The sequence below is a fragment of the Nonlabens sp. genome (assembly GCF_039941875.1).
GTDB lineage: Bacteria > Bacteroidota > Bacteroidia > Flavobacteriales > Flavobacteriaceae > Nonlabens.
In genome coordinates this window covers 575,341-598,594 of record NZ_JBDVDQ010000003.1, presented here as the reverse complement: position 1 = coordinate 598,594, position 23,254 = coordinate 575,341, and the positions used below count along the sequence as shown (strand labels likewise).

Below are 23,254 nucleotides of genomic sequence, written 5' to 3'. Positions count from 1 at the left end.
TCGACTTGCATGTGTTAGGCCTGCCGCTAGCGTTCATCCTGAGCCAGGATCAAACTCTTCATCGTCGAATCTTTTAAAGATCATTTAATTTAATGACTTTATCGAAACCACTCAATTAGCTTTGTGTCTATTTTATTTTTTTCAAACCTATTGTTATTAAAACAATAAATCTTATTTTGTGCTGTCAATATCTCAATGAACTCCTTCAAATACTATAGCTAAAATCTTATCGCAAATCTTCACGATTTACTAACTGATCTTTTAACCTATCTGAAGAACATTTGCCTTGTTAAACATTTAGCTGTTTTCCTAAGCGGCTGCAAATATACAACCTCTTTTCTCTAACTTCCTAACTTTTTATTAAAAAAATCGAAATAAAAATGAAATTAAAACTCAACTACCTAAACTACAGATACCTAAATTTTAATTTATTTACTATAAAATTTAAATCAATTAATAATGATTAAATTATTGGACTTAAATCTCATTTGAAAATTAGATTTTAGGTAGTACAAAAGTAAATTCACTTCCTTTGTGATGCTTACTGTACACCTCAATTGTTGAATTATGCAACTCAATTATTTTTTTAACGATAGCTAATCCTAAACCAGCACCATCTTTACTGAACCCTTCACTAGTTTGTTTAAATCTATCAAAAACTGAGCTCTGAAGCTCTGGAGCTATTCCTATACCTGAATCATTTACAGCTATCTTACAACTTCCACTACTATCGTCCAGTTTTAATTTAATAACTCCATTCTCTGGTGTAAATTTAAATGCATTATCTAAAAGGTTTTGTAACGCTCTCTCTATAAGACTAATATCTGCATAGACCATAATATTCTTATTCTGATCTACATCTAAAGACAACTCTATATTCTTTTCCTTTGCGACTAACTGATACTTCAATACAAGATCTAAACAAAGGTCTGTAATTGAAAACTGCTCCATTAAAGGCTCAATCTGTTTAGCTTCTAATTTACTGTATTCAAATAATTGCTCTACTAAATTTGTCAACTTATCACTATTAGAACTAATCACACCTAGATATCGTTGCGTTTCTTCTTTACCTAGTATTTCGCTTTTTTCTTGCAACGTCTCTGCATAACCTTTCAAAATTGCCAGCGGAGTTCTTAGATCATGAGAAACGTTTGCAATAAGTTGCCTTCTTAATTCATCTACATTCTTTATTTCTTCTAGATTCTCATTAATCGTATCTGCCATCTCATTAAAAGTATGAGCAAATACGGATATATCAGTATTTTCTGGATCTTCAATACGAGCTTCTAAATCACCATCTTTAAATCTTCTCGCTACAAGAGTAATCTTTCTTAAATTTTTAGTTAAGAACCATATAACTCCAAGTCCTATTAATAAAGTAAAAATAGTAGTAAGTCCTATAGCTCCTAAACCGAAACTCTTTATGTATTTACTAAAGATGTTTGCACTTGCCGTTTGATAAGCCTCTCCTGACAGTATAATATATATGTAACCATTTCTCATTTTATTCTCAAAATGAGCTACAGAAAAAATCTTTCTCTCTGCAGGATCTCTAGGATCATCTCCTAAACAAAAACCTTTACCTCCACTAGCTAGTAGGTCTTTAATAGGTTTAGTATCTACATAACGAGACGACTCTCCAGGGTCATGTTCTAAAACGACCGAATAAAGAACCTCACCGTCTTCACCCAGCATATAAACCTCTATACTGCGATTAATAGCCATCATATCATGCATCAAATCACCAAAAACGGCTTTATTCACACTTCCATCTTCTAAAAATGGTGGAGTATCTTCGGTGAATTTCTCATTTATCAGGTGTTGAGCTAATGGAGAATTAATCTCTTGTTGAGTCGCTAAGTGATGTTGATTAGAATAATAATTAGTAATCAGGATATAGCAAATCGCCATACCAACTATTAAAACACTAAGTGCAAACCATAGTTTGAATACTAATTTGGGCGTTAAAGTAGATTGCTTATTCATTATTATATCTCTTCATTAAAACGATAACCTATACCCCAAGTAGTCAAAATATAAATAGGATGAGACATATCTGGCTCTATTTTGGCTCTTAATCTATTTACATGAGAATTTACGGTATGCTCATATCCTGAAAAATTATAACCCCATATAACATCTAATAATTCAGATCTGCTATAACTTCTACCAGGGTGACCTGCTAAAAGAACCAAAAGCTCAAATTCCTTTGGAGACAGCTCTACTTTATGACCATCTAGAGTTACACGTCTCATTTCTACATTAATCTTTAAATCACCGAAATCCATTTCTGACTGTCCAGAAGAATTTGCCGCAGACTTTTCACTTCTTCTCATTACTGCTTTTGCACGAGCCTTTAATTCTCTTATTGAAAAAGGCTTTGTTATATAATCATCTGCACCTATTTCTAGACCCAATACTTTGTCTATCTCTTCACTTTTTGCAGTCACCATTATAACCGGTGTATCCTTAGTCTTTCTTAGCTCTCTACACACTTCTACACCATTAATAATAGGTATAGAAAGATCTAACAAAATTAAATCGTAGTCTATTGTAAGAGCTTTTTCAAGAGCTGCACGTCCATCATTAACACTATCTACTGTAGCATTAAGATCCTTCATATGTATTTCTAGTAGTCCGACGATTTCTAAATCATCTTCAACAATAAGTATGCGATTTTCCATAATTCAAAACAAGTTAAAGCATATCACAAAACATTCACGAATTATTTTCAAAAGTTGAATCTATCGTTATATAAATGAGATAAGATAAAAGTTAGTTTGTACTGTAAAATTAAAACAATATACATGAAAACTTACTTATCAATAGCAGCACTTGCTGTTTTATCGCTAACCGGTTGCTCGAACGACGATGATGCAGGTACAACTAATTTAAACAAAGATCTTACATTAAACATCAATGGACTTGAAGATTTAGGTACTGGATTTGCATATGAAGGATGGGTACTAGTAAATGACGTACCAGTAACAACAGGTGTATTTACGGTAGATGGATCTGGAACTTTAAGTCAAACTACTTTTCCAGTAGCTACAGAAACACTAGATGCTGCAACAGCATTTATCTTAACCATAGAACCTAGTCCAGATAACGATCCTGCACCAGCAGACTCTAAATATCTAGCAGGAGAATTTAATAATAATGACGCTAGCATATCGACTAACTTCGGTCCAGCACCTGGAGATTTCTCTACAGCAACTGGTTCTTTTTTCTTAAGAACACCTACAGATGAGCCTGCAGGTACTGCAAATAATGGTAATGACACAAATGGTGTATGGCTAGGTCTTCCTGGAATGCCACCTACTGCAGACGCTACTTTACCTACTCTACCAGCAGGATGGGTATATGAAGGATGGGTTATAGGAGATGCAGGACCATTATCTACTGGTACCTTTACAGACTTCTCTGCGGTAGATTCAGGAAACGGATTCTCAGGAACTGAAAATAACGCAGGACCTCCAGTACCTGGTGAAGATTTTTTCAATAATTTACCTAGTGGCGAGTCATTACCTTTTAGTGTAGTAGGTCGTAATGTAGTTATAACAGTAGAACCGGTACCAGATAATTCTGCAGCACCATTTACTTTAAAACCTCTGGCGAAAATAGCAACAGCAGACACAGCGCCTAATGCGCAAACATTTGATAATACATCTAACACTTTTCCTACAGGAACAGTAACGAGATAAACTTTTTTGGTTGGTTAGTTAGTTTGAAAGCGCTCTATGTTCAAGTTCATAGGGCGTTTTCTTTTATAAAATTTTGACGTTTTCACGTTTATTACTAAAAGTCTTTATGCTAGAAATTAAATCAGGACTAATCTATCTTAGCTGTCTAACATATGTTCTTCTCTCTTTTTAAACTTGTAGGGATGTTTTAAATACGCTTTCGCGAAAGCGTAACCATGAGCATAATTTATCCTAAAATATTCTACCGCAATATGTGCCATCGATGCACTAGTAGCTAACATAGCAAATAAAGGAAATAAAGAAACAGTAACAAATCGAGATACATACCAACTCGCTATAGAACCAAAAATCATACTAACCGCACCTACAAATGCACTTGCACTACCTGCACGTTGTGTAAATGGGTTAAGAGCAAGAGCTGTGGCATTAGGGTTTTGAAAACCGATCAACATCATCATAAAGAACAAAGTCGGATAAACGAACCAAAACATTGGTGTAAAATTCCACACATAAATAAACCCAAAACCTGTAACTAACACAAGTAATATACTTACCACATAGGTAATTTGAAATGTAGTAAAACGTTTTAAAAACAAACGGTTTAACTGACTACCTCCTATTAATCCTGCTGCATTACTCCCAAAAATATAGCCGAAGCTTTCCTGACTCATCCCAAAGTATTCCATAAAAATGAAGGGAGCCGCAGCTACATACCCTAATAATAAACCTACAACAAAACCACGCGTAGTTGAGAAAACAAAAAAGTCTCTGTTTTTATAAATCCCCACATACTCTCGTAAAACAGGTACAGGATGTAAACTAGTTGCTCGATTAGGCTTAGCACTTTCTGGCAAAATAAATATGACGTTGAACAACATTAATGTTGCAAAACCGGCTAATCCATAAAATATCATTTCCCAGTGATAATACTGGATCACAAAACCACCTACGGTAGGCGCAATGATAGGTGCAATTCCCATAATTAACATGAGCGTAGAGAGAACGTCTGCTACTTTTTCTTCGTCAAATAGATCTCTAACTATCGCTTTACTAGCCACCATACCAGCACAAGCTCCTAAAGATGTAAAAAATCTCAACATCGCAAGAGAAGTTACATCCCATGCATAAGCACTTAAAATACTAGTTACTATATAAAGGACTAGTCCAAAGATTAAAGGTTTCCTCCTACCATACCTATCCATTAAAGGACCGTAGGCCAGCTGCCCTAACCCTATTCCTATAAAATAAGTAGTTAGTGTGATACCTATAGCACTAGTATCTACATTAAAATCTCCTGCGATTTGCTTAAAAGCAGGTAAGTATGCATCTATAGAAAAAGGTCCTACTGCTATCAGTGTCCCAAGAACAAGTATCACACTAGCTCTTCGTCCCTTGCTCATTTTATTCTTTTCTACCAGCTTCACTTTCATTTTACAAAATTACGTTTTAGCGTTTTCTTAGGATGGATTATTCACAAAGCTTTACCATTTCATAACGACCGATAATTCGTACTTTTAAACCAAATAAAATTTCAAAATGAAAAAAGCTTTTTTACTATTATCTATAATTGCTTTAATAAGTAGCTGTAAAAACGATTCTACATCTCAAAACTCTTCAGAAAATGAGGCAGAAAAAGAAATCACAGAACTTACCACTGCTCAACATCTAGCTGCAAATGCTGGATTATCGAACTGGGATGACGTAGAAGAAATAAAATTCTCTTTTAATGTAGGTAAAGATGGACGCACCGTTTTAACTAGAAAATGGAAATGGAATCCTAATACCAATAACGTGCAACTTATCGCACTAGGTGATACTATAAATTATAACCGTAAATCAAAATTAGACAGCATACAGGCGAGTGCTGATCGTGGTTTTATAAATGATGTCTACTGGTTAATTCCAGAATTCAAATTAGTATGGGATGAAGGAACAAGTATCACAGAAAAAAAATCTCAAATAGCTCCTATCTCTAAGGATACATTAAACATGATTACCATTCTATATAATAATGAAGGCGGTTACACACCAGGTGATGCATATGATATCTATTATGATAAAAATCATAAATTTAAAGAATGGGCATACCGCACTAAAAATGACAGTGCAATAACCATGGCTACCACATTTGAGACGTTTAAAACTGTAGAAGGAATAACTATCGCAACGGACCATCTCACACCAGACGGTTTTACTCGTATTAACTTTACCGATATAGAAATTATTAAAAAGAAATAATGACTTACAAGACTGACCATAAGTTTGCATTACAATTAGATCAAGAAGATTCATTATCTCGCTTTCGCGAAAGCTTCCATATTCCAAAACATAAAGATGGTACAGACTCTATCTATTTATGTGGTAATTCTCTAGGCTTGCAACCACGACAGACTAAAGACTTTTTAAATAAAGAACTAGAAGACTGGGCAAATCTAGGAGTAGAAGGTCATTTTCATGCAAAACATCCCTGGATGCCGTATCATGAATTCTTAACAGAAACTACTGCTCAAATAGTAGGTGCCAAGCCTCATGAAGTAGTCATAATGAATACACTGACTACTAACTTGCATTTAATGATGGTAAGTTTTTACCAGCCTAAAGATGAACGCAAGAAGATACTAATAGAAGGAGACGCTTTTCCTAGCGATAGATATGCCGTTGCATCACAAATTAAATTTCATGGTGGCGATCCTGAAACCGATTTAATCACATGGCAACCTAGACCTGGCCATCATACTCCATCTTATGAAGATCTAGAGAGTATTCTTAAAAATCAAGGGGATGAGATTGCACTGGTTATGATAGGTGCGGTAAATTATTATACAGGACAACTTTTTGAACTTAAAAAAATAGCAGACTTATGTCATTCTTACGGAATCATGGTAGGATATGATTGTGCGCACGGTGCAGGAAATGTAGATTTACAATTGCACGATTCTGGAGCAGACTTTGCCGTATGGTGTACTTATAAATATATGAATGCTGGCCCAGGTAGTTTAGGCGGTTGTTTTGTACATGAGCGCCATGCAAATAATGCCGACTTACCACGTTTTACAGGATGGTGGGGACATAATAAAGACACACGTTTTAAAATGCGTGACGATTTTGAACCTATGCGAGGTGCCGAAGGATGGCAATTATCAAATCCACCTATATTAAGCATGGTAGCCATAAGAGCAAGTCTAGATCTTTTTGCACAAGCTGGTTTTGAAAACCTAAGAAAAAAATCTATCAAAATGACTAACTACCTAGAATTCTTATTACAAGAACTGGATGGTGATCGCATTTCTATTATTACACCTAGTGACCCAAAAGATCGCGGCTGTCAACTATCGCTTGCTGTAAAAAATGCAGACAAATCCCTTTTTGATGCCATAACAGAAAAAGGAGTCATTGCCGACTGGCGTGAGCCAGATGTAATACGCATCGCACCAGTACCTTTATATAACAACTTTGAAGATTGCTGGAGATTTGTAGATGTATTGAAGAGTGAGATGTAAAAAAACTATTTTTAAAAACATTATTTACTAAACATCTTAATGCATTACAAAAACTATATTTCTCTATTTCTTCTTTTAACAAGTCTTCAGATAAATGCGCAAAATGATTCGCTATTTAAAAATGGAGATAAAGATGTATTATTAGCTTTTTTAAATTCTTTTAAAGGCCAATCACTTGTTTTATTTAATTCAGTTCATAAAGGACTTTTAAATTCTGAATTAAATACTCTAAAACAGGATTCTAGAGATTCATTATATAATTTAAGAAATAAAAACTTACCTAAAAGTTTTGAATTTAGAGCTAAGATAAGAGATTCTATTTATGAAAGTTTGAAAAGAAATATTGAATATTCTTGGACAAAAAACCATTTACCTTCAAATTGTAAATTAATAAATCATAAAGCGAACAGCCTTTTAAATTTATCTGAACACAAAAAAGATATCGTCTTATTGGTCACAAAACCAGTTTATATTGAAAATAACACAATAGCAGTATTTCAAGCCACAGAACTTTATGGAGGTTTGATTGAAGGTTATCCTATATTTCATTTTTATATGAAATTTAATAATCGATGGAGTCCATGGTTAGAAATATCATATGGAGCTTTTTAACAAAACACTTTGTACTTAAATGAAAACCAACAATAAAAAAACCAAAATATTAATCACTGGCGCTGGACTTTGCGGTTCTCTTTTAGGATTGCGACTGGCTCAAAAGGGTTATCATGTAGATATTCTTGAAAAACGTCCCGATATGCGCAAGGCAGTAGTGGATGGTGGTCGTTCTATTAATCTCGCACTTTCTGATCGTGGTCTAGCCGCATTAAAATTGGTAGGGTTAGAAGAAAAAGTACGCGAGTTATGCATACCTATGAATGGTAGATTAATTCATGATGTAGAAGGAAATACTTTTGCTTCTAATTACAGTGGTCGTGATGGAGAATATATCAATTCCATCTCTCGAGAAGAGCTGAACAAGCTACTACTCGATGAGGCTGATAAATATGAAGATGTACAGATAGACTTTGATGATAAAGTCACCGCCGTAGATTTAAAAAACGCATCAGTTACTTATCACGACTCTGAAACCGATGAAGAAAAACAGTGGAAGGCTGATATCCTTTTAGGAACGGATGGTGCAGGTTCTGTAGTGCGTAAAGCGATGATGAAACAAAGAGATTTTTTGTTTTCTCATAGTATGAATTGGTTGCCTCATGGTTATAAAGAATTGAGCATACCACCTACAGCAGATGGAAAATGGCGTATAGAAAAGAACTTTCTTCACATCTGGCCACGTGGTGGTTTTATGTTAATCGCCTTACCTAATCTCGATGGTAGTTTTACACTAACTCTATTCATGCAATATGATGGAGATGGACCAGCGTTTAATAACATAAATACAGATCAAGAGATAAAAGACTTTTTCAACACATATTTTAAAGATGTGATGGAGCACATTCCAGATCTTGTAGAGCAATACAAAGCAAATCCATCGCCACCATTAGGTACTGTGCGTTGTTCTCCATGGACAGCAAATGGTACAAGTCTTATTCTAGGAGATGCTGCGCATGCTATCGTACCTTTCTATGGACAGGGAATGAATGCAAGTTTTGAAGATGTAGTTGTCTTTGATGAAATGATCGATGCAAATGAAACATGGGCTGGCGCATTCAAGGCATTTTCTAAAACTAGAAAACCAGATGCCGATGCTATTGCAGATCTTGCTCTAGACAACTTTGTAGAGATGAGAGATAGCGTTGCAAACCCTAATTTCCAATTAAAACGTCAGATAGAAATGAGGTTAGAATCCGCTTTCGCGAAAGCGGAATACCAATCTAAATACTCACTAGTAACTTTCCCTGAAAAAGGAATAGGATATGAAGATGCCATGCTTAAAGGACGAGCACAAGACAAGGCTATTTTATGGTTACTAGAAAATGGAGACATAACCGTTGATGAAGAATTGGATTCCTTGTTGGGTAAAATTAAGACTAAGACGGAAGAGGTTCTTTGGTTGCGTGGATAACAGTAAAATCTGAAACTAAGAAAGACTCCAAAAGTTATTAAAACCTTTGAGAAGTGATAAAGAAAAATAAACAACATGGCAGTATTAAAAGACAAGGCAAAACCTAGAGGCAAATATCCACACATTAAACGCGTAGGTGATTTTCTTTTCGTATCAGGAACTAGTAGTCGTCGTAAAGACAACACATTTGCAGGTGTAGAGGTAGATGAAATGGGAACAACTAATCTTGATATCAAGGCACAAACGGCAGCTGTATTAGAAAATATAGATGCTATTCTTAAAACAGAAGGTGCTTCAATCAAAGATGTGGTAGATGTGACTACATTTTTAGTTAATATGAATGACTTCGGTGGTTATAATGAGACTTATGGTACTTTCTTCGATTATGATGGACCTACTAGAACAACCGTAGCAGTACACCAACTACCACATCCACATTTATTAATAGAGATTAAGGCAATGGCTTATAAACCACTTTAAATAGAGTTTTAAGCTCGTTCTATTAAGTATTTATAGTGATGACAATACCAAAGATTAAAACCACGTAAATTCATTAATAAACACAAAAAAGCCTGATCTTAATAAGATCAGGCTTTTTAATATAGTTAGGTGAATAGTTACTATCCTCCGAAATCATCAAAACGAATATTCTCAGGATCTACTCCAAAGTCTTCGGCCATTTTACCTACCGCGTTATTCATCAATGGTGGTCCACAGAAATAAACTTCTAGATCTTCTGGAGCATCATGCTTAGTAAGATATTGGTCTATTACTACTTGGTGAATGAATCCTACAAATCCATCTCCTTCTGAGTGAATATCATCTTTCACTTTCCAGTTATCTTCTTCAGCAGGCTCAGAAAGAGCTAGGTAAAATTTGAAGTTAGGGAATTCACGTTCTAGTGAACGGAAGTGTTCGATGTAAAACAATTCTCTTTTAGAACGTCCACCATACCAGTAAGTCACCTTACGATTCGTTTTCAATGTTTTAAAAAGCTCATATAAGTGAGAACGCATAGGTGCCATTCCTGCTCCACCGCCTACGTAAAGCATTTCTGCCTCTGAGTGGTTGATAAAAAATTCTCCATAAGGACCAGAAACTACTACTTTATCTCCTTTCTTTTGGTTAAAGATATAAGAACTAGCTACACCAGGATTTACATCCATCCAGCCGTTCTTTGCTCTATCCCATGGCGGCGTAGCAATACGTACGTTAAGCATAATCTCACGACCTTCTGCAGGGAAAGAAGCCATGGAGTAAGCTCTTTCTACCGTTTCACTATTTTTCATAACAAGTGGCCATAAGTTGAACTTATCCCATTCTGCTTGAAATTTATCTGGAGTTTCATGTTCTTCTGGGTGAGCAGTAATATCCATGTCTTCAAAGCGTACTTCACACTTAGGAATTTCAATTTGGATATAACCACCAGCCTCGTAATGCATATCTTCTGGAAGAAGCACTACAAACTCCTTAATAAAAGATGCTACGTTATAATTACGTACAACCTCTGCTTCCCATTTCTTGATACCAAAAACTTCTTCTGGAATCTCGATTTTCATGTCTTGCTTTACTTTAACCTGACATCCTAATCTCCATCCTTCGGCAATTTCTTTTCTTGTAAAGTGAGGCACCTCAGTAGGTAGAATAGATCCACCACCGTCAGATACGATACATTTACATTGTACACATGTACCACCACCACCACAAGCAGATGGTAAGAATAATTTATTATCACCTAAAGTACCTAGTAGTGTCCCACCAGAACCTGTAGTAATATCTTTCTCTCCATTTACATTAATAGTAACTGGTCCAGAAGGCAACAGCTTAGACTTTGCTCCTAGTAAAAGAGAAACCAGTAATAAGATAAGTGTAAGGAAAATCACTACACTCGCTAAAATCGTTATCATATTAGAATCCATATCTATGTTTCCTTTTTAAATTTCTATTCCCATAAAACTCATGAAGCCTATAGCCATAAGTCCAGTTATAATAAACGTAATACCCAGACCTCTTAAAGGTGCTGGCACGTTAGAGTAAGATATTTTCTCACGTATAGCAGCAATGGCTAATATCGCAAGGAAAAAACCTACACCACTACCTACACCGTAAGTAAGTGATTCAGATATTCCTGAAAAATCTTTTTGTTGCATAAATAAAGAACCACCTAAAATGGCACAGTTTACAGCAATTAAAGGAAGGAAAATACCCAGCGCACTATATAATGAAGGTGCAAAACGCTCTACTACCATCTCTACTAGTTGTACCATACTCGCAATTACGGCGATAAACATGATAAAACTTAAGAACGATAGATCAACACTAGCATACTCTGTACCTAACCATTCTAAAGCACCAGGCTTTAATAAATAAGTATCAAGTAACCAGTTAATAGGTACCGTAATACCCAATACAAATACAACAGCAGCTCCTAAACCTACTGCAGTCTTAACCGACTTTGAAACGGCTAAGTAAGAACACATACCCAAGAAATAGGCAAATATCATGTTCTCTATAAAAACACTTCTTACGAAAAGATTGATTAAATCCATTTTGTTCTATTTCTTAAATTAATTTTGTTCTATTAAAGATCTATTACGACTACGCTGTACCCATATAATGATACCTACAGTAATCAATGCCATAGGCGATAATAGCATTAAACCATTATTAGAATAACCAGCTTCATACCATGAATCTGGAATGATTTGAGCACCAAATAATTTACCTGCTCCTAATAACTCTCTAAAGAAAGCAACTAGGATTAGTATAAATGCATAACCTGCTGCATTACCTATTCCATCTAAGAATGATTTATAAACACCGTTACCTAAAGCAAATGCCTCTAGACGACCCATCACAATACAGTTAGTAATAATAAGACCAACAAATACAGACAGTTGTTTAGACACATCATAAGCATATGCTCTTAATACTTGATCAACAAGAATTACTAACGCCGCTACAATTACCAATTGTACGATAATACGAATACGAGAAGGTATCAAATTACGTAGCATTGATATGATCATGTTACTAAAAGCCATTACAGCCATAACCGCAAGAGACATTACAATTGCCGGTTCTAATTGAACTGTAATTGCAAGTGCACTACAAATACCTAATACTTGTACTGTAATTGGGTTATTATCTGTAAGTGGATCAGAAAGTAACTTTCTATTTTTCTTACCTAGAAGCCCTTCTCTCTCATCTGTATCAGATAAGAAAAGAATAAGATCTTCTTTTTTAGTTAATTCTTTATTTTCAGCCATTGCCGTTGTTTTTTATATCGCTTTCGCGAAAGCATAACTAACTACTAGTTAGCTGCTACTTTTACGTTAGTTTTATTTTTAAAGTAAGGAAGGTATCTCTCAAGACGTTCAGAGATCATGTCAGTAACACCATCACCAGTAATAGTTGCACCAGATATAGCATCTACTGCATTATCATCTTTATTATCTCCACCTTGGTAACCCTTAGCAACAGAAACACCTACAAAGTTTCCAGACTCATCAAAGACTTTCTCATCATCAAATCTTTTCTTGAACCATACTTGTGTGATCTCACCACCTAAACCAGGAGTTTCTCCTTTGTGATCAAAAACAGCACCTTTAATAGTGTTTACATCATCCTTAAGAGCGATATAACCCCATATAGCATCCCAAAGACCTTTACCTCTTAATGGTACGATATAGTATTTTGCTCCTTCTACGTTTGCAACATATAGTGGAAAAGACTGCTCTTCTACGTCTTTCTTAAGTTCTTTCTTAAGATCTACTTCAAAGGCATTAACTTCTGTTTTTTCCTGACCTTTACTATCTAGAGCAATACGCTCTACGATATATTTATCAAAAGGTACAGCTGCACTATCTCTAGACACTTCGATACCTACGGTACCAAGAATGTTTTGCATTTTTTCGTTCTTTACATTCTCTGCTTGTGCTGGTTGTAATTGTGTTGCTGCAAATGCAAGAGCACTGGCTACAACAGCTACAAGAATCACTGCAAATATGAATGTATAAGCATTTGAATTTCTATCCATTTCTAAGCTGTTTGAAGTTTTGCCTTTGCTTTAGAAAGGCGTTTTTTACGTTTATTCACGTTTGCTTGTACTACATAATGATCAATAGTTGGAGCAAATACGTTCATCAATAAAATAGCAAGCATGATACCTTCTGGATATGCTGGGTTAAATACACGTATCATAACACCAAAGAAACCACAAAGGAATCCATATATCCACTTACCTTTTAAGGTTTGTGCCGCACTTACAGGATCGGTAGCCATAAAGACAATACCAAAAGATAATCCACCTACTACTAAGTGCATGTACCATTTAAATTCCATTAAGGCATTTAATCCAAAAGCATTGAAAATTAATCCCATGATCGCTGCACCAGCAAAACCACTAAGAATAATTCTCCAACTACCTACTTTAGTAAGTATAAGAATCGCTGCACCTATAAGAACGGCTATAGTAGACGTTTCTGAAACTGAACCTGGAATAAACCCAGCAGCAGCATCAAAGAAGCTGTAAGCAACTGATTTACCTTGTGCAAGAGTACCTAAAATAGTCTCTCCAGAAATACCATCTGTAGAACCCTCATGTACCCATATCGCATTACCAGACATGTACAATGGATATGCAAAGAATGCAAATGCACGTGCCGTAAGAGCAGGGTTTAAGATGTTCATTCCCGTACCACCGAAAGCTTCTTTACCTATCAATACAGCAAAAGCTACAGATATAGCAAGCATCCATAATGGAATATCTACTGGGAAAATCATAGGAATTAACATACCAGTTACTAAGTAACCTTCATTAACCTCATGACCTCTATAGATCGCAAAAATAAATTCAATGGTAAGTCCTACTATATAACTCACTAAAATAAGAGGAGTTACTAAAAGTGCTCCTTCTATAAAAGCATCCCAAAAAGGAACATCAGTTACATTTTCTAATCCCATATCTTGATACAAGTACTGAGCACCTGTATTCCACATTCCAAAAAGAAGTGCTGGTACCAAAGCAAATACAACTGTAATCATTGTACGCTTTAAATCTACAACATCGCGTATATGCGCTCCTTTTTTAGTCGTGTGATTAGGAGTATATAAAAAAGTATCAAAAGCGTTGATCGCTGGAGCAAATTTTTCTAATTTTTGTCCAGGTTCAAATGGCTTTCTAGCTTGGTCTAATTTGTTTCTAACCCATTTCATAGTCTATCCTACTTCTGTTATCATTAAATCTAATCCTAAACGTATCACTTCTTGTGCTTCTAGTTTAGACGTATTTGTAAAATCAATAAGAGCAAAATCTTCTGGCGCTACTTCATAGATCCCTAGATTTTCCATTTTTTCAATATCACCACTCATACACGCTTTGATAAGCTGTAAAGGATAGATATCCATCGGTAAAACTTCTTCCATTTCACCAGTTACTACTAGAGCTCTTTCTTCACCGTTTAAGTTAGTATCTACCTTACGTTTTCCTCCTAATAATCTAGAGAAAGATGTACCAGCATTAGACGGCACTTTATTACGAGTAAATGGCAACCAACCTAGTAATGCATACTCATTACCTTCTGGAATAAGAGTAAGTGTGTTGTTATAGAAGTTAAGAAACTGATCGTTAGACAGCTTATCTCCAGTTAAAACATCACCAGAAATAATACGAGTATTATCTGTATCTACAGTACCTGCTATGCTATTTACATTTGCACCTACTACAGTACGGTAATATTTACGATCGGACTCCTTTGCATCAGTACCTACTAGAGCAATTGTTCTTTCTGGCTTAAACTCACCAGTTAAAAACAAATTACCTATAGTAGCAACATCTTCAGCACCTACAGTCCATACTCTATCTCCCATATTAACAGGATCTAATTTATGAATTTGCACACCTACGTTTCCAGCAGGATGTGGTCCTTTCACTGTATGTACCTCAGCATCTTTAATATTCTTAAGATCTGACCCTTTTCCTACACACAAGTGCACTGCACCTGTAGTAAGTTTACTAAGAGCGGTAACTCCAGCCTGAAAAGCTTCTTTTTTATCTGCTAGAATTACCTCAGCATCACCTGCAAGAGGCGCTGTTGTGTAAGCAGATATAAAGATAGATTTAGGTGTATCTTCAGAATTTGCAACGATACTGTATGGTCGTTGTATAATAAATGGCCAGCAACCGCTTTCTAGAAGTAAGCTACGCACCTGGTCTGCACTAGCAGAAACAGGATTCACCTTACCGCGATTTATAGCGTCGTTAGCTCCATTTGCAGTAATTTTAACCTCAAGAATCCTTCTTTTAGCACCACGTAGAATTTCAGTAATAGTTCCACTCACAGGAGCAGCAAACTTTACTTTTTCATCATACTTGGAATAAAATACGGTTTCCCCAGCCTTTACAGACGCTCCTTCCTTAAGTACTAACTTAGGTACTACAGCGTGAAAATCGGCAGGTTTTATTGCATAAATGGAAGACTGCGGCGCATTGACAATTTTCTTGTCAGCCTCACCTTTGAGCTTTAGATCAAGCCCTTTTCTTACTCTAATGTCCTTTGACATAGGATGTTATATTTAGTCTTTTTTTAAAGTTCGCAAATTTACGCAATAAAGCCTTTAAAACCGGTAGATATAACTATTTAGAAATAATCTAAATAAATAAAATAGCCTGTTTTGGCATCGCTTTCGCGAAAGCGTAACTATAACTAACAATTATATTATATTTATCACTTAGTGTAAATCATTTATGAAGTCGTATATTTTACTTTTTATTACAGTTTTTCTCTCCTTTTTTCAAGGCACCTCACAAAGTGAAAAAGAACTAGTTACTGACCCTGACTACATTAAGTCTGTAACTTTTAACAAACCTCCGGAAAACATGCTCCCTATTTTTAAATTAGGAGATACCTTTCAGATCAGTTTTGACGATGTTATAGGAGACGAAGCAGATTATTATTATCAATTTGAGCATTATGATTATGACTGGAAACCTAGTAAATTATTTAAAAATGAGTTTCTAGAAGGTATCGATGATATGCGCATTTTTAACTATCGCAATTCTTTTACTACCATACAACCTTATTCTCATTATGATCTAACGGTACCTAATCAGTTTACTAAAGGTTTTAAAGTAAGCGGTAATTATATGATCCATTTCTATAACGATGCACACGAACTTATTTTTTCTAGAAAATTTATGGTCCTAGATGAAAAGGCCTCGGTAGGTGTAGAAATTAAACGTGCTCGAGATTTAAATTATGTTTTACACCAGCAAAGAGTGCAATTCTTTATCGACTCACAAGAGATTAATTTTATTAATCCCGACCAGCAATTAAAAACGGTGATTCTACAAAATAGTGATTTAAAGACCGCAATAACTAATGTAAAACCACAATTTAATCTAGGCAACAAACAAGTTTACAAGTATGACGAAGAGACTTCTTTCTGGGCAGGAAATGAGTTTCTTAATTTTGAGAATAAAGATTTTAGATCTCCTAATATAAACATTGATTTTGTACGCAAGAAAGACTTGTACAACGCTTATCTTTTTATAGATGGCGCACGCAGAGATATGGAGTACACCTATAATCCTGACATCAATGGTAATTATTTAGTGACCACACTAGATAATGAAGATAATGATATACAGGCAGAATATGTGAACATTCATTTTGCTCTAGACGCACAAGGTATTGAGGTGCCGCCAGATGCAAAGATTTACATATTAGGTAACTATAACGCCTACCAACTACAACCAGAGAACGAAGCTGTTTTCAATCCGAAAACAGGAAAATATGAAGCTGTTATTTTACTCAAACAGGGTTTTTACAATTACCGATATACGGTAGTGTACAATAATGGTTCTCAAGATCCTGGATTTATAAGTGGTAATAAATGGCAAACTGAAAATCAATATTCGGTACTTGCTTATTACCGAGAACTAGGTGGTCGCTATGACCGATTAATAGGAATAGGCGAGGCTAACTCGCAGAACATTACGAATTAAAAAAAAATACCTTTTAAAAATAGATAACTAACATAAAGGTTATCATTAAAATCACAAATGAAAATTGAACTATTAATACATTTTTATTTAATGATTTGCGGTGATAGATCAACATTGCTATTCCTAAAATCAATAACACCCCATAAAAAATCATCCTATTTAAAAAACTATCTTCCAAATAGGATAGTTTAAAAAATGATGTTCCTATTGCTAGAATCAAAAAATATGCGATTACATGTTGATTTCGTTTATCTATAACCATAATTGATAATATTTAGGTTGTATGTAACAACCATCTCACCTGCTAAATATAGCACAGTTATAATTTGATAACAAGCAAGAAACTAACAATCCTATTTTCTACACAATACCTATATTTACCAGCGACTAACCACCGTACATGAAACCTACTACCAGATCACTTATTAGATATAGAGGAGAAGAATGCCTTAATTGCGGTACTCCGTTAGATGCAGAAGATAAGTACTGCCATCAATGTGGACAGCTTAATTCTACTAAGCAACTGGCATTAAAAGATTTCTTTGGCGAGTTCTTTTCTAATTTGTTTTCTTATGACAGTAGAATATGGCGCACGATCAAACAACTACTCTTCAAACCTGGTTTTGTAAGTAAGGAATTTATAGGCGGTAAGCGACTTAGTTATGCAAATCCATTTCGTTTTTTCTTAAGTGTCTGTATAGTCTTTTTCTTAATGATACAGGCACAAGAGTTTTTTAAGTTATTTACAGATAACATAGTAGAAAATGTAAAAGAAAACAATCAAGACACAGATATAGATGTAGGTAATGGCTTATTCTCAGTAAAATTAGATGACACTAATAATAACGAACCTTTAACCGAAGAACAACTTAAAGAGATAGAGAACCAACCTTATGTAGGTAAAATGGTTGCTGAGCAAATAAGAGAACAACAAAACATACAAGCACAAACCGACAGTATAGTTTCTGAAGCTACAAAAGATTACAAAGAAACCGAGCTTACACCTATTACTCAAGAACAACTGGACAGTCTAAGTTCTACAGAGAGATTTTTTAAACAAGTTACTTATTATGAGTCTTATACTGAGAAACATAAAATAGCAGACCCAGAAACGGCCTTAAGAAAAATGGGGCATGATAACACCAAATGGAATCAGTCCTTATATGAGAAAATGGTATTAATGGAAAGTATAAGTAGAGACCCTACTATTTTAGTTGATATAATATTACCTAAACTACCTATATTCTTATTTCTATTTACTCCAGTTTTAACTCTGTTTCTTTGGTTATTATACGCACGTAGGGATTTCACTTACATGGAACATCTGGTATTTGCTTTTAACGTGTTTACCTTTGTTTTTCTAAGTATGATATTGCTTTTCTTAGTAAAATGGATCACCTTCGGATATGTTAATCTCGGTCAATTCTTTTTTTGGTTTATAGGCCCATTTTATTTTTATAAATCCATGCGTAATTTTTATCGCCAGCGACGCATAAAAACCATACTAAAATTTCTTTTAGTAAGTTTTATATTTGTAATCGGACTCATTACAGGAGTAAGTTTACTACTTTTGGTAGGAATAGCGCTTTATTAAATTATGATACAACAGGTTACCAGAGGAATTAAGATCTCGGTTCAGACGAGTTTTGAAGGTACATTTTATAAAAATTATAAGATGCACTTTGCCTTTGCCTATATCATAACTATAGAAAATCAAAGTAAGGACTCTGTTCAACTGCACACACGTCACTGGAGAATTAAAGATAGCCTAAGTCGCATAGAACATGTAGATGGCGAGGGCGTTATTGGTAAAAAACCTGTACTTAGACCAGGAGATTCACATACCTATCAAAGTGGCTGCCTTCTTGCGTCGCCTTTTGGTAATATGAGTGGTTTCTATAATATGGTTAACTTTTCTAACAGTAAACAATTCAGCGTTATCATACCAGCATTTAAACTAAGTGCTCCATTTGCTTTAAATTAGATAGTTGTTAATCTCGCTTTCGCGAAAGCGGAACTCACAACCACCATCTCCACGACATTAAGACTACTTTACCACCTTACCACTTCCTGATGCGATAGATTCTTCGTAATTTCACGCTCAAATTAATAAACAAAATTATATCATGGGAAAAGGATTTTTCAAAGTCCCAGTTGCTGTAAATGAGCCTATTAAGACTTATGCTCCAGGAACTGTAGAAAGAGATCAAGTGCTAGCAGCTTACAAAGAATTGTGGAATGCTAACACAGAAGTACCGCTATATATTAATGGTAAAGAGGTTAAAACCGGTGATACCGCAGCTATAAGACCACCACATGATCACCAAAATGTAGTGGGTACCTACCACAGAGGTAGCAAGAAAGAAGTTCAACAAGCTATAGAAACTGCTATTGAGGCTCGTAAATCATGGTCACAATTACCATGGGAACAAAGAGCTGGTATTTTCTTAAAAGCTGCAGAGCTTATCGCTGGTCCATATAGAGCACGTATCAACGCGGCTACTATGATCAACCAGTCTAAAACTATTTTCCAAGCAGAAATAGATGCCGCTTGTGAACTTATAGACTTCTTAAGATTTAACGTACAGTATATGACAGAGATCTATGCTGAACAACCAGAATCTACTTCTGGAGCATGGAATAGACTAGAATACAGACCTCTAGAAGGTTTTGTATACTGTATCTCTCCATTTAACTTTACTGCTATTGCTGGTAACCTACCTGCTAGTGCTGCCTTAATGGGTAACGTTTGTGTATGGAAACCTAGTGACCACCAGATGTTAAGTGCTCAAGTAATTGTCGAAGTATTTAGAGAAGCTGGTGTACCTGATGGTGTTATCAACATGGTAAATGCAGATCCTGTAATGATGACAGACGAGGTAATGACACACCCAGATTTTTCTGGTGTTCACTTTACTGGTTCTACCGCTGTATTTAAAAGTCTATGGACTAAAGTAGGTGAGAACATTAACACTTATAAAACCTACCCTAAAATAGTAGGAGAAACTGGTGGTAAAGACTTTATAGTAGCTCACAGTAGCGCTGTACCTGCACAGGTTGCAACTGCTATAGTTAGAGGTGCCTTTGAATTTCAAGGTCAGAAATGTAGTGCTGCTTCTCGTGCTTACATACCTAAAAGTATGTGGACAGAGGTAGAACAGTTAATCAGAACAGATGTAGAGAGCTTTAAAATGGGATCTCCAGAAGACATGAGCAACTTTATTACTGCTGTGATTCACGAAGGTTCTTTTGATAAACTTGCTAAGTATATAGACGGTGCAAAAAGCGACTCAAATGCAGAGGTAGTAATAGGTGGTAATTATGACAAATCTAAAGGATGGTTTGTAGACCCAACTGTTATCGTTACTACAGATCCTAAATATGTGACTATGGAGACTGAATTATTCGGTCCTGTGATTACTATTTATGTGTATGAAGATGATCAATATGCTGAAATGCTGAAGTTAGTTGATGAGACTAGTGAATATGCATTAACTGGTGCTATTTTAGGTCAGGATCGCTATGCAGTATCTCAGGCTACTACAGCTTTAGAAAACTGTGCTGGTAACTTCTATATTAATGATAAATGTACTGGAGCGGTAGTGGGACAACAACCTTTTGGTGGTGCTCGTGCTTCTGGAACTAACGATAAAGCAGGTTCTAAATTGAACTTACTTAGATGGGTTTCTCCACGTATGATTAAAGAAACATTTGTAACTCCAGTAGATTACAGATACCCTTTCTTAGGAGAGTAATTTATCTCTCGATAAAATAACAAAAGCCGTTATCATTAATTTGATAACGGCTTTTTTATTGATTCTTAATTACAAGAGTATCAATTACTTTAATGGTAAATGAACCACTTTTTTAGTTTCAAAAAATGGATCTTCAAAAACATCTTCTAGCTCATAGATTTGTGCCTTTGGAAAATCTTTTAATTCTTCTGTCAGATCACCACCTTTAAGGTATAAAATTCCGTTTTTAATGCTGTGACAACTTTCTTTTCTGATTTTATTTCTCACCCAACTTACAAAATCTGGCATGTTAGTCACCGCTCTAGAGACTACAAAATCAAAACGCCCCTTCACCTTTTCTGCTCTTCCATGCTCTGTAGTAACGTTAGTAAGTCCCAACGCTTCAACTACAGCATCTACCACTTTGATCTTCTTACCTATCGCATCGATAAGATGAAAACTAGTTTTAGGAAACATAATAGCGAGTGGTATTCCAGGAAACCCACCACCGGTCCCTACGTCCAGTACTCTCGTACCACCTGTTTTATTGGGTAAGCTTTCGCGAAAGCGGACTACAGACACAATTCCTAGAGAGTGTAAAACATGTCGAGTATATAATTGATCTATATCTTTTCTTGAGATAACATTGATCTGCGCGTTCCATTCTGCATACAAATCACCTAGTCTAGAAAACTGCTCTAATTGATGGTCTGTAATATGCGGAAAATGTTCTTTTATAATTTGATGCACTATTTATAAGTTTGTGCAAAAATAAAATAATAATTCTCGTTCAATGCGATTGTTAATTCAAGTGTTATGATATTTTTGTAATTCAATTATATCGTTATGAAATCTCAATTATCTGATCGCATCAATAATTTACCTGTAAGTGCAACGCTAGCTATGGCTGCAAAGGCTCGTGAATTAAAAGAACAAGGAAAAGACATTATAGGCTTAAGTCTAGGTGAGCCTGATTTTAACACACCAGACTTTGTTAAAGAAGCAGCAATAAATGCTATTAACGAGAACTATAATAGCTACACTCCTGTAGATGGTTATCCAGAATTAAAGGATGCTATTATCAATAAATTTAAAAGAGATAACAACCTTACTTATGACCGCAGTCAGATAGTAGTATCTACTGGTGCAAAGCAATCTATTGCAAATGTAGCCATGGTTCTACTTAATAAAGGTGATGAGTGTATTCTTCCTGCGCCTTACTGGGTAAGTTATGCCGCTATAGTAGAACTAGCAGAAGGTGTTCCTGTAGAAGTAAGAGCTGGTGTAGAACAAAATTTTAAAATAACTGCAGAGCAACTAAGAGCTGCCATCACGCCTAAGACTAAGATGATGTTATTCTCTTCTCCTAACAACCCTAGTGGTAGTTTATTTAGTGAAGAAGAGCTACAAGCATTTGCAGACGTACTTGCAGACTATCCAGATATCGTGGTAGTAAGTGATGAAATATATGAGCACATTAATTATACAGGTAAACATGCGAGTATCGCTGCTATACCTAGTATGTACGACCGTACGGTAACTATTAATGGAGTGAGTAAAGCATTTGCCATGACAGGCTGGAGAGTAGGTTATATAGGCGCACCTACATGGATAGCAAGAGCATGTAACAAGATGCAAGGACAGGTTACTAGCGGTACTAACTGTATTGCACAACGTGCTGTGATTACAGCATTAGAAGCACCGATTTCTAAGATTCAATACATGATCGATGCTTTTGCAAAGCGTCGTGACTTAATCTTAGGACTAGCATCAGAAATAAAAGGTTTTACAACAGACAGCCCAGAAGGTGCTTTCTATATATTTCCAGATGTTTCTGAGTGGTTTGGTAAAACGGTAAAAGGTCATAAAATAGAAAATGCTACAGATTTTTCTCTTCTGATTCTTGAAGAAGCAAATGTTGCTACGGTTTCTGGAGATGCCTTTGGCGCACCTAACTGTATACGTATTTCTTATGCAGCAAGTGAAGAACAAATCGTTGAGGCGATGAGAAGAATTAAAGTGGTGCTTTCTTAAGTACATAAAACATATAGTATTATAAAAAGGAAAGCTCTTTAAGGCTTTCCTTTTTTTGTTTTCAGTGTCCCCTATCTATTCAATTAAAGTGAAAATTTAATGTAAACTCTCACTGTAAGATTATGAGCAAGAGATTTACAACGGCAGAAAAGTTTATCCTTAAAAAGAGTTTAATAGTTGTAAATTTTTTTTATTCATATTCTGTACCAGTTGCAAACTAGCACTGGTCACTCTGGATAATCGCGCCG

General features: G+C 35.4%; 21 protein-coding genes and 1 rRNA gene. 11 read left to right on the top strand and 11 right to left on the bottom strand.

The genetic code is table 11. The features are described from left to right. The 3 genes from ABJF08_RS03080 to ABJF08_RS03070 form a co-directional block, all read right to left on the bottom strand. Nucleotides 1-65, bottom strand: a 16S ribosomal RNA gene (locus ABJF08_RS03080); the annotation flags it as partial. Nucleotides 66-495: 430 nt separating this feature from the next. After that, nucleotides 496-1,986 carry a HAMP domain-containing sensor histidine kinase gene (locus tag ABJF08_RS03075; RefSeq protein ID WP_348114572.1) on the bottom strand — a complete coding sequence of 497 codons (1,491 nt, stop codon included), beginning with the start codon at nucleotides 1,984-1,986 and terminating at the stop codon, nucleotides 496-498. A gap of 2 nt (nucleotides 1,987-1,988) precedes the next feature. Further along, nucleotides 1,989-2,684, bottom strand: a complete 696-nt coding sequence (locus ABJF08_RS03070; RefSeq protein WP_348114571.1) for a response regulator transcription factor — start codon at nucleotides 2,682-2,684, stop codon at nucleotides 1,989-1,991. Nucleotides 2,685-2,807: 123 nt separating this feature from the next. On the opposite strand from ABJF08_RS03070, the gene ABJF08_RS03065 reads away from it, so the two are divergent. Further along, complete coding sequence (locus tag ABJF08_RS03065) at nucleotides 2,808-3,704, top strand: anti-sigma factor (RefSeq protein WP_348114570.1); 897 nt, start codon at nucleotides 2,808-2,810, stop codon at nucleotides 3,702-3,704. A 137-nt stretch (nucleotides 3,705-3,841) separates the two neighbouring features. Here ABJF08_RS03065 and ABJF08_RS03060 read toward each other — a convergent pair whose 3' ends face one another. After that, complete coding sequence (locus tag ABJF08_RS03060) at nucleotides 3,842-5,134, bottom strand: multidrug effflux MFS transporter (RefSeq protein ID WP_348114569.1); 1,293 nt, start codon at nucleotides 5,132-5,134, stop codon at nucleotides 3,842-3,844. 106 nt (nucleotides 5,135-5,240) lie between these two features. Between ABJF08_RS03060 and ABJF08_RS03055 the strand changes: the two genes are divergently transcribed. The 5 genes from ABJF08_RS03055 (at nucleotide 5,241) to ABJF08_RS03035 (ending at nucleotide 9,710) form a co-directional block, all read left to right on the top strand. Continuing rightward, a complete protein-coding gene (locus ABJF08_RS03055) occupies nucleotides 5,241-5,942 on the top strand; it encodes a selenophosphate synthetase (RefSeq protein WP_348114568.1) in 702 nt (233 codons plus the stop codon). Then, nucleotides 5,942-7,204 carry a kynureninase gene (kynU, locus tag ABJF08_RS03050; protein WP_348114567.1) on the top strand — a complete coding sequence of 421 codons (1,263 nt, stop codon included), beginning with the start codon at nucleotides 5,942-5,944 and terminating at the stop codon, nucleotides 7,202-7,204. Before ABJF08_RS03055 ends, kynU begins: the two co-directional genes overlap by 1 nt. A gap of 39 nt (nucleotides 7,205-7,243) precedes the next feature. Next, nucleotides 7,244-7,816 carry a hypothetical protein gene (locus ABJF08_RS03045; RefSeq protein ID WP_348114566.1) on the top strand — a complete coding sequence of 191 codons (573 nt, stop codon included), beginning with the start codon at nucleotides 7,244-7,246 and terminating at the stop codon, nucleotides 7,814-7,816. A 19-nt stretch (nucleotides 7,817-7,835) separates the two neighbouring features. Then, complete coding sequence (locus ABJF08_RS03040) at nucleotides 7,836-9,230, top strand: NAD(P)/FAD-dependent oxidoreductase (protein WP_348114565.1); 1,395 nt, start codon at nucleotides 7,836-7,838, stop codon at nucleotides 9,228-9,230. A 75-nt stretch (nucleotides 9,231-9,305) separates the two neighbouring features. Then, entirely contained in the window at nucleotides 9,306-9,710 is a 405-nt protein-coding gene (locus ABJF08_RS03035; RefSeq protein ID WP_348114564.1) for a RidA family protein, read from the top strand. Nucleotides 9,711-9,850: 140 nt separating this feature from the next. Here ABJF08_RS03035 and nqrF read toward each other — a convergent pair whose 3' ends face one another. Genes nqrF through ABJF08_RS03005 form a run of 6 tightly spaced genes read right to left on the bottom strand, consistent with a single transcriptional unit; the run spans nucleotide 9,851 to nucleotide 15,794 of the window. Further along, the gene (gene nqrF / locus ABJF08_RS03030; RefSeq protein ID WP_348114563.1) at nucleotides 9,851-11,137 is read right to left on the bottom strand and encodes an NADH:ubiquinone reductase (Na(+)-transporting) subunit F; all 1,287 of its coding nucleotides are present in this window, start codon (nucleotides 11,135-11,137) and stop codon (nucleotides 9,851-9,853) included. 27 nt (nucleotides 11,138-11,164) lie between these two features. Next, entirely contained in the window at nucleotides 11,165-11,779 is a 615-nt protein-coding gene (nqrE, locus tag ABJF08_RS03025) for an NADH:ubiquinone reductase (Na(+)-transporting) subunit E (protein WP_348114562.1), read from the bottom strand. An 18-nt stretch (nucleotides 11,780-11,797) separates the two neighbouring features. Continuing rightward, a complete protein-coding gene (locus ABJF08_RS03020) occupies nucleotides 11,798-12,499 on the bottom strand; it encodes an NADH:ubiquinone reductase (Na(+)-transporting) subunit D (protein ID WP_104513781.1) in 702 nt (233 codons plus the stop codon). Nucleotides 12,500-12,543: 44 nt separating this feature from the next. Continuing rightward, on the bottom strand, nucleotides 12,544-13,269 hold the full coding sequence (locus ABJF08_RS03015) for a Na(+)-translocating NADH-quinone reductase subunit C (protein WP_348114561.1): 726 nt from the start codon (nucleotides 13,267-13,269) through the stop codon (nucleotides 12,544-12,546). A 2-nt stretch (nucleotides 13,270-13,271) separates the two neighbouring features. Further along, nucleotides 13,272-14,447 carry an NADH:ubiquinone reductase (Na(+)-transporting) subunit B gene (locus ABJF08_RS03010; protein ID WP_348114560.1) on the bottom strand — a complete coding sequence of 392 codons (1,176 nt, stop codon included), beginning with the start codon at nucleotides 14,445-14,447 and terminating at the stop codon, nucleotides 13,272-13,274. 3 nt (nucleotides 14,448-14,450) lie between these two features. After that, on the bottom strand, nucleotides 14,451-15,794 hold the full coding sequence (locus tag ABJF08_RS03005; RefSeq protein WP_348114559.1) for a Na(+)-translocating NADH-quinone reductase subunit A: 1,344 nt from the start codon (nucleotides 15,792-15,794) through the stop codon (nucleotides 14,451-14,453). Between the two features lie 184 nt (nucleotides 15,795-15,978). On the opposite strand from ABJF08_RS03005, the gene ABJF08_RS03000 reads away from it, so the two are divergent. From ABJF08_RS03000 to pruA, 4 genes are all read left to right on the top strand, one after another. Beyond that, nucleotides 15,979-17,238, top strand: coding sequence for a DUF5103 domain-containing protein (locus tag ABJF08_RS03000; RefSeq protein WP_348114558.1), 1,260 nt, complete (start codon nucleotides 15,979-15,981; stop codon nucleotides 17,236-17,238). A 400-nt stretch (nucleotides 17,239-17,638) separates the two neighbouring features. Next, nucleotides 17,639-18,832: a DUF3667 domain-containing protein gene (locus ABJF08_RS02995; RefSeq protein ID WP_348114557.1), complete on the top strand. Its 1,194-nt coding sequence runs from the start codon at nucleotides 17,639-17,641 to the stop codon at nucleotides 18,830-18,832. A 3-nt stretch (nucleotides 18,833-18,835) separates the two neighbouring features. Continuing rightward, nucleotides 18,836-19,222, top strand: coding sequence for a Co2+/Mg2+ efflux protein ApaG (gene apaG, locus ABJF08_RS02990; RefSeq protein ID WP_348114556.1), 387 nt, complete (start codon nucleotides 18,836-18,838; stop codon nucleotides 19,220-19,222). A 142-nt stretch (nucleotides 19,223-19,364) separates the two neighbouring features. Further along, on the top strand, nucleotides 19,365-20,993 hold the full coding sequence (gene pruA, locus ABJF08_RS02985; RefSeq protein WP_348114555.1) for an L-glutamate gamma-semialdehyde dehydrogenase: 1,629 nt from the start codon (nucleotides 19,365-19,367) through the stop codon (nucleotides 20,991-20,993). 84 nt (nucleotides 20,994-21,077) lie between these two features. On the opposite strand, the gene rsmG is transcribed toward pruA, so the two are convergent. Next, nucleotides 21,078-21,722, bottom strand: coding sequence for a 16S rRNA (guanine(527)-N(7))-methyltransferase RsmG (rsmG, locus tag ABJF08_RS02980; RefSeq protein WP_348114554.1), 645 nt, complete (start codon nucleotides 21,720-21,722; stop codon nucleotides 21,078-21,080). Nucleotides 21,723-21,818: 96 nt separating this feature from the next. Here rsmG and ABJF08_RS02975 point away from each other — a divergent pair, with 96 nt between their 5' ends. After that, nucleotides 21,819-23,006, top strand: a complete 1,188-nt coding sequence (locus tag ABJF08_RS02975; protein ID WP_348114553.1) for a pyridoxal phosphate-dependent aminotransferase — start codon at nucleotides 21,819-21,821, stop codon at nucleotides 23,004-23,006. Nucleotides 23,007-23,254 lie beyond the last annotated feature (248 nt).

Coding starts and splice junctions, on each gene's coding strand:
- ABJF08_RS03070 (WP_348114571.1), bottom strand. CDS start 2,684: ATGGAAAATCGCATACTTATTGTTGAAGATGATTTAGAAATCGTCGGA.
- ABJF08_RS03040 (WP_348114565.1), top strand. CDS start 7,836: ATGAAAACCAACAATAAAAAAACCAAAATATTAATCACTGGCGCTGGA.
- ABJF08_RS03000 (WP_348114558.1), top strand. CDS start 15,979: ATGAAGTCGTATATTTTACTTTTTATTACAGTTTTTCTCTCCTTTTTT.
- ABJF08_RS03010 (WP_348114560.1), bottom strand. CDS start 14,447: ATGAAATGGGTTAGAAACAAATTAGACCAAGCTAGAAAGCCATTTGAA.
- ABJF08_RS03060 (WP_348114569.1), bottom strand. CDS start 5,134: ATGAAAGTGAAGCTGGTAGAAAAGAATAAAATGAGCAAGGGACGAAGA.
- ABJF08_RS03035 (WP_348114564.1), top strand. CDS start 9,306: ATGGCAGTATTAAAAGACAAGGCAAAACCTAGAGGCAAATATCCACAC.
- ABJF08_RS03015 (WP_348114561.1), bottom strand. CDS start 13,269: ATGGATAGAAATTCAAATGCTTATACATTCATATTTGCAGTGATTCTT.
- nqrF (WP_348114563.1), bottom strand. CDS start 11,137: ATGATAACGATTTTAGCGAGTGTAGTGATTTTCCTTACACTTATCTTA.
- nqrE (WP_348114562.1), bottom strand. CDS start 11,779: ATGGATTTAATCAATCTTTTCGTAAGAAGTGTTTTTATAGAGAACATG.
- ABJF08_RS03005 (WP_348114559.1), bottom strand. CDS start 15,794: ATGTCAAAGGACATTAGAGTAAGAAAAGGGCTTGATCTAAAGCTCAAA.
- pruA (WP_348114555.1), top strand. CDS start 19,365: ATGGGAAAAGGATTTTTCAAAGTCCCAGTTGCTGTAAATGAGCCTATT.
- ABJF08_RS02995 (WP_348114557.1), top strand. CDS start 17,639: ATGAAACCTACTACCAGATCACTTATTAGATATAGAGGAGAAGAATGC.
- ABJF08_RS03055 (WP_348114568.1), top strand. CDS start 5,241: ATGAAAAAAGCTTTTTTACTATTATCTATAATTGCTTTAATAAGTAGC.
- ABJF08_RS03065 (WP_348114570.1), top strand. CDS start 2,808: ATGAAAACTTACTTATCAATAGCAGCACTTGCTGTTTTATCGCTAACC.
- apaG (WP_348114556.1), top strand. CDS start 18,836: ATGATACAACAGGTTACCAGAGGAATTAAGATCTCGGTTCAGACGAGT.
- ABJF08_RS02975 (WP_348114553.1), top strand. CDS start 21,819: ATGAAATCTCAATTATCTGATCGCATCAATAATTTACCTGTAAGTGCA.
- ABJF08_RS03020 (WP_104513781.1), bottom strand. CDS start 12,499: ATGGCTGAAAATAAAGAATTAACTAAAAAAGAAGATCTTATTCTTTTC.
- ABJF08_RS03075 (WP_348114572.1), bottom strand. CDS start 1,986: ATGAATAAGCAATCTACTTTAACGCCCAAATTAGTATTCAAACTATGG.
- ABJF08_RS03045 (WP_348114566.1), top strand. CDS start 7,244: ATGCATTACAAAAACTATATTTCTCTATTTCTTCTTTTAACAAGTCTT.
- kynU (WP_348114567.1), top strand. CDS start 5,942: ATGACTTACAAGACTGACCATAAGTTTGCATTACAATTAGATCAAGAA.